At 47.4% G+C, this 6400-nt stretch carries 5 protein-coding genes; all 5 read right to left on the bottom strand.

The genetic code is table 11. The features are described 5' to 3' along the window. Positions 1 to 25: 25 nt before the first annotated feature. Positions 26 to 943 (bottom strand): tRNA pseudouridine(55) synthase TruB, encoded by a 918-nt coding sequence (truB, locus tag ACWVCM_RS14590; protein WP_455202494.1) that lies wholly within the window; start codon positions 941 to 943, stop codon positions 26 to 28. A 100-nt stretch (positions 944 to 1043) separates the two neighbouring features. Further along, positions 1044 to 1415: a 30S ribosome-binding factor RbfA gene (rbfA, locus tag ACWVCM_RS14585; protein WP_455202493.1), complete on the bottom strand. Its 372-nt coding sequence runs from the start codon at positions 1413 to 1415 to the stop codon at positions 1044 to 1046. 35 nt (positions 1416 to 1450) lie between these two features. After that, complete coding sequence (gene infB, locus ACWVCM_RS14580; protein WP_455202492.1) at positions 1451 to 4153, bottom strand: translation initiation factor IF-2; 2703 nt, start codon at positions 4151 to 4153, stop codon at positions 1451 to 1453. Positions 4154 to 4169: 16 nt separating this feature from the next. Next, a complete protein-coding gene (gene nusA / locus ACWVCM_RS14575; RefSeq protein WP_455202491.1) occupies positions 4170 to 5672 on the bottom strand; it encodes a transcription termination factor NusA in 1503 nt (500 codons plus the stop codon). A 26-nt stretch (positions 5673 to 5698) separates the two neighbouring features. After that, positions 5699 to 6154, bottom strand: a complete 456-nt coding sequence (gene rimP / locus ACWVCM_RS14570; RefSeq protein ID WP_455202490.1) for a ribosome maturation factor RimP — start codon at positions 6152 to 6154, stop codon at positions 5699 to 5701. Between the last annotated feature and the right edge of the window lie 246 nt (positions 6155 to 6400).

Here is a 6400-nt window from a genome sequence, read left to right as displayed (position 1 = left end):
TTCAGAGGGGCGAATTTTACCCTATTTAGGCCAAGTTCATCAAACGCTTAGGCGCCACTCGGCCGTCTTCCAGCACTATGCCTATTCCAACAAATTCGTGGGACGGGCCATATAATCGAACGTAATCCTCGGTTTTAAGCTGAGGAACGAAAACTGCCTGCCCCTGGCGAATGTAAAACGCCGCATCTGGCGTTAACCGAACCTCTTTCCAGTCTTTCAGCCCAGCGTCAATGGGAAGCAGCGTCTGGTCCAGCGCTGTAACATCTTGTTCTTTAAGAGCATTCAGTTCATCCAGCGTGTACATTTTTGAGTTTTCAAAAATTCCGACCTGCAATCGGCGTAATGCGGTAATATGAGCACCACAGCCCAGCGCTTCACCGATATCATCGGCTAAGGTACGAATGTAAGTACCTTTTGAACAACTTATATCAAGTTCCAGTATATCTTTATCGAACTTAATCAATTCTATGTGGTAAACAGTGATACTTCTGGCCTCACGCTGCACCTCGATTCCCTGGTGAGCCAACTTGTACAATGGGACACCATCCTGCTTAATCGCTGAGTGCATGGGAGGCACTTGCTGCAGGTCGCCCACAAATTGCTCTAATACCTCTCTAACCTGTCGTTCGCTGATATTCTCGATTGGCCGGGTGGCAATAATGTTGCCATCTGCATCAGCACTGTCAGTACGCTGCCCCAGTTTACAGTCGGCAACGTATCGTTTATCCGCATTTAGCAGATAATTGGATATTTTTGTGGCTTCACCGAAACAAACAGGCAGCATGCCCGTCGCCAATGGATCAAGGCTGCCAGTATGGCCCGCTTTGCGCGCATTAAACAACCGTTTTACCTTTTGTAGCGCATGGTTTGAGGTCAGGCCCTGCGGTTTATCCAGTAAAAGTATGCCGTGAATGTCCCGACCTTTACTACGACGCTTTGCCAATCAAAACCTCTATTCTTTAAACAACTAGTATTGTTGAATTCGTATTTGACAGTACAGGATCAGTTCCGGACTGTGAGCAACAAGACATGATGGGATAAAATTAATCTGTCTTCGATGAGCTGTCAGAACCGACTGCGGCAGATATGAGCTCAGACATTTTTGCCGCATTATCAATCGATTGATCGTAGACAAACTGCAATTCAGGTGTTGCCCGCAATTTCAATCGATGCGCAAGTTCGCGTCTTAAAAAGCCAGCTGCTCGCGTCAATCCTTCGGTAGTTGCCTGACGCACAGCTTCATCGCCTAATACCGTAAAAAACACCCGTGCGTGTTCGAATTCCCTGGAAACTTCCACTGCAGTAATGGTCACCATTCCCACACGTGGATCTTTGACATCAAATTGAATCAGTGTGGCCAGTTCGCGCTGAATTTGGTCCGCGACTCGATCTGTACGATTGAATTCCCGCGCCATTCTACTTCAGACCATTCATCAGGTTTTGGGGTATATCACAAAGTTCGTTGAACTTTGACGCGTTCATAGACTTCGATATGATCGCCGACTTTTACGTCATTATAATTTTTAACACCAATTCCGCATTCCTTGCCGTTGACCACTTCTTGTACGTCATCTTTAAAGCGCCGTAAAGATTCTAGCTCACCCTCGTATATCACTACATTATCACGCAATACGCGGATGGGATTACTACGCTTAACCACACCATCCACCACCATGCAGCCGGCAACTGCACCCAGTTTGGGTGAACGAAATACATCACGCACTTCCGCAAGACCTATAATTTCTTCCTTGAATTCGGGCTGCAACATGCCAGACAGGGATTGTTTAACTTCGTCTATAACGTCATAGATCACGCTATAGTAATGCAGGTCTACACCTTCTTCTTCGATCAGGCGTTTGGCAACAGAGTCGGCTCGAACGTTAAATCCAATCATGACAGCGTTTGATGCCATGGCCAAATTCACATCAGATTCATTAATTCCGCCCACGCCACTGGCGACGATCTTAACTTTTACTTCATCAGTCGATAATTTTTCCAGGGCATCTGTTAAAGCCTCTGCTGAACCCTGCACATCGGTTTTAATAACCAGGTTTAGCGCGTTGACCTTACCGTCCTCCATCTGGGAGAACATGTTTTCCAGCTTCGCTTCCTGTTGTTTCGCCAGTTTTACATCGCGGAACTTCCCTTGTCGGAATAACGCAACCTCACGTGCCTTGCGCTCGTCTGGCACACCAATGGCTTCATCACCAGCAGGAGGAGCACCGGATAGTCCTAATACTTCCACAGGGGTCGAAGGACCGGCTTCATCTAACTGTCGACCATTTTCATCCAGCAGCGCTCTAACGCGACCGTATTCCTGACCAGCCAACAAAACATCCCCTTTGTGCAAAGTTCCGCTTTGTACGAGCACAGTTGCAACTGGGCCGCGGCCTTTATCCAAACGCGACTCGATAACAACACCGCGGGCCGGGGCGTCTTTGACTGCAGTAAGCTCAAGCATTTCGCTTTGCAGTAACACAGCATCCAGCAGTTCATCGATACCTTTACCGGTTTTCGCTGAAACTTCGATAAATTGTGTATCGCCGCCCCAGTCTTCCGGCACTACTTCCTCGGCAACAAGCTCCTGCTTGACGCGCTCAGGTTGCGCCTCTTCTTTATCAATTTTGTTAACCGCCACTACTATGGGAACTTCCGCTGCTTTAGCGTGTTGCACGGCTTCTTTGGTTTGCGGCATAACACCGTCGTCAGCAGCAACAACGAGAATGACAATATCTGTGGCTTTTGCACCCCGCGCGCGCATGGCAGTAAACGCTGCGTGGCCTGGTGTATCCAGAAAGGTAATTGCACCTTTACCGGTTTCAACACGATAGGCACCTATGTGCTGTGTTATTCCGCCCGCCTCGCCTTCAGCCACTTTTGATTCACGAATATAGTCCAGCAAAGATGTTTTTCCATGGTCAACGTGACCCATAATTGTTACTGCAGGTGCGCGTTGAACAGTTTCACCTTCCTGGGAAACCTCCTGCACCAGGTCTTCTTCAAGCGCATCCGCACGCAGTAATTTGACCGTGTGCCCCATCTCCTCAACAACGACGGCTGCGGTGTCCTGATCCAGTACCTGGTTAATAGTAACCATACTACCGAGTTTCATGAGCACCTTGATTAACTCGGCGGCTTTAACACTCATTTTCTGCGCTAACTCGGCAACTGTGATCGTTTCCGGAATGCTCACTTCGCGAACAATCGGTGCTGTGGGTTTTTCAAAACCATGCACCGGCTGAGAAACCACGGACCTGGGTTTGGATTTTTTACGGCGGCCTACCTTGGCCGAATCAACATGTAGTTCTTTGCGCCCGTAACGGGTTTCTTTACCAGCCTCTTTCTCCGCTTTTCCGCGCTTGGCTTTCTTTCCTTCAGCTTCTTTGGGCTCTTTTGTTTCAGCTTCCGCGGCAACACCAGTCTCATCAACTGGAATCATTTCCTCAGGCTCTAGCAACTCTTCTTCAAATTCTTCAACATCTAGCATTTCTTTCGCTAGCTGTTTGCCGCTACGTTTTTTACCCTTCTTGCCCTTAGCTTCTTCTTCAGCAAATTCTTTTTTCTTTTTACCTTTTTTAGCTTCCTCAGCTTCGGCAACAGGTACTTTTTCTGCTCCCGCAGTCTCTCCAGCTTCTACTGGTTCTGCTGCTCCTTTTACTGACAACGTTGTCGCTTCGGCTGCTTCTGCTGCGGCGGCAGCCTGTTTGGCTTCAGCAGCTTCAATAGCCTTTTGTTTCTCGCCCTCTAACTTCTTCTTCAGCTCTTCCTTGGCCTTGAGAAGTTTTTCTTTGGCTTCCTTCTCCGTTTTCAGGCGCTCTTCTTCTTCTGCAATCACCACGCTGCGTTTTACGTAAGTGCGCTTCTTTCGCACTTCCACACTAACCGTTTTCGAGCGTACACCCCGCCCCGTAGTAACAGGTTGTTTTAGCTCACTAACGCTTTTACGCTTTAAAGTGATTTTACTGGGTGCCCCGGTCTTCTGAGTACTGCCGTGACTATCACGCAAGAAATTTAACAATTGCGCTTTCTGGTCATCACTAACCGTCTCTTCTTCACTGGTCATAGGCAAACCTGCTTTGCTCAGTTGAGCCAGCAATCGATCAACAGGTACACCCAGTACACTTGCAAGCTGTTTTACACTTACGCCTGGCATAGAACTCCTCAAGTTATTAGCCTTGCTGTTCATCCGCAAACCAAGGGGCTCGCGCTGTCATGATGAGCTGTGCTGCTTTTTCATCATCCAATTCTTCGATATCAGCCAGTTCATCAACGGACTGTTCTGCGAGATCTTCCATTGTCACCACACCTCTGCTGGCCAATACATAGGCCAGATGTGGATCCATACCTTCCATGTTCAATAAATCTTCCGCTGGCTGAGAAGCTTCAAGCTCTTCTTCCTGTGCCAACGCTTTTGTTAGCAGAACGTCTTTGGCACGATTCCGCAATTCATTGACCATTTCTTCATCGAACTCTTCGATTTCCAGCATTTCGTTCAGCGGCACGTAAGCCACCTCTTCTACGCTACTGTAACCTTCCTGTACCAGAATCGAGGCAACTTCTTCATCGACATCCAGTTGTTCCATAAACAGTTTCTGTGCCGCTTCTATCTCGGCTTCGGTTTTCTCAGAAGCCTGTGATTCTGACATTACGTTCAGCTCCCAGCCGGTTAAATCGCTCGCCAGGCGAACATTTTGTCCACCCCGACCAATAGCCTGTGATAACTGATCATCTTCCACTGCAATGTTCATGGAATGCATATCTTCATCGACGACAATGGAAACAGCTTCCGCCGGCGACATTGCATTAATGACGAATTGCGCCGAATTCTCATCCCATAAAATAATATCAACGCGTTCTTCTGCAAGTTCGTTTGATACAGCACGAACACGTGATCCACGCATACCCACACAAGCACCCACGGGATCTATTCTTGGGTCATTGGTTTTAACCGCAATCTTGGCTCGTGAACCGGCATCGCGCGCAGCGCCTAAAATCTCGATAAGTCCTTCGCCCACTTCTGGTACTTCTAGCTTGAACAGCTCAATGAGCAATTCAGGTGCTGTTCTACTGATAAATAATTGTGGTCCACGCGCTTCAGAGCGTACTTCTTTAAGAAATCCACGCAAGCGATCACCCGGGCGTACGGCTTCTCGAGGTATCATGTCTTCCCTGGGAATCAACGCCTCAACATTGTCCCCCAGGTCGATGGTCACATTGCCCTTTTCGACACGCTTTACAACACCCATGACTAATTCGCCAACACGATCCTGGTAGGCTTCAACAACACGTGCGCGCTCGGCTTCTCGAACTTTTTGCACAATGACCTGCTTGGCGGTTTGTGCTGCAATACGACCGAACTCTACTGATTCCATGGGCTCTTCGATATAACCATCAACTTCAATATCCGGATTTATTTTTTTGGCTTCGGATAGATAAATTTGCTTGTCCGGAAATTCCAGCTCTTCATCGTCGGCTATTACCAGCCAACGACGAAATGTTTCGTAATGGCCCGTCTTCTGGTCAATCGAAACACGCGCGTCAATATCCGCTTTATGCAATTTTTTACTCGCTGTCGCCAAAGCCGATTCAATGGCTTCAAATATAATATGTCTGCCGATGCCCTTTTCGTTGGACACTGCATCAACAACAAGTAAAATTTCTTTATGGTTCATTCCTGTTGCCTCTCGCTGCTTGAGTGCTAAATTTCCGGAACTAAATTTGCTTTTTCAATTGCACTAAACGGTAATTCAATTTCCTGGGCATCGACTTCCAACATCACGTTGTTATCACTAATCTCGCAAATCGTGCCCTTAAATTTTTTCCGACCTTCAATCGGCACGGACAATTTTACTTTTACCTGCTGACCTTTAAAACGTTGAAAATGATCAATGGTAAATAGCGGTCTGTCTAATCCTGGTGACGATACTTCCAGGTTATAGTGCCCATGCATCACATCTTCAACATCGAGCAATCCGCTCACTTGATGACTGACGCGTTCACAATCATCCAGCGTTATGCCATCTTCACTGTCGATATAAACTCGTAACAGTGAATGTTTACCCTGAGACAAATATTCCAGTCCCACCAGTTCGTAACCCAGGGTTTCTACCGCGGGCTCAATTAAAGCCTGTACATTTGCCGGGGCCTGTCGCATCTATACGCCCTAAATAAAAAATGGGCCCAAGGCCCACCCAAAAATCTACGTCATCTTCTACTGCAAAAATCCTGCGGCATAGTATAAACCTTCGCCACGCAAAACGCCAAAGTTATTACGCAGTTACGGCTGAATTTTCGCAAATTGCTTGCGATATATTCACGCAGATCTAAAGCAGGCACTATGCCAAAAAAAAACCTCGTTACCGAGGTCTTCTTTCGTCTTTATTTTTGGCTGAAAGTTCAG

It is taken from the genome of Kaarinaea lacus (genome assembly GCF_975902315.1).
This window is presented reverse-complemented; position numbering and strand designations above follow the sequence as displayed.

Bases quoted from the DNA above. Each gene is read 5' to 3' on its own strand.
- rimP (WP_455202490.1), bottom strand. From the start codon at position 6,154: ATGCGACAGGCCCCGGCAAATGTACAGGCTTTAATTGAGCCCGCGGTA.
- infB (WP_455202492.1), bottom strand. From the start codon at position 4,153: ATGCCAGGCGTAAGTGTAAAACAGCTTGCAAGTGTACTGGGTGTACCT.
- nusA (WP_455202491.1), bottom strand. From the start codon at position 5,672: ATGAACCATAAAGAAATTTTACTTGTTGTTGATGCAGTGTCCAACGAA.
- rbfA (WP_455202493.1), bottom strand. From the start codon at position 1,415: ATGGCGCGGGAATTCAATCGTACAGATCGAGTCGCGGACCAAATTCAG.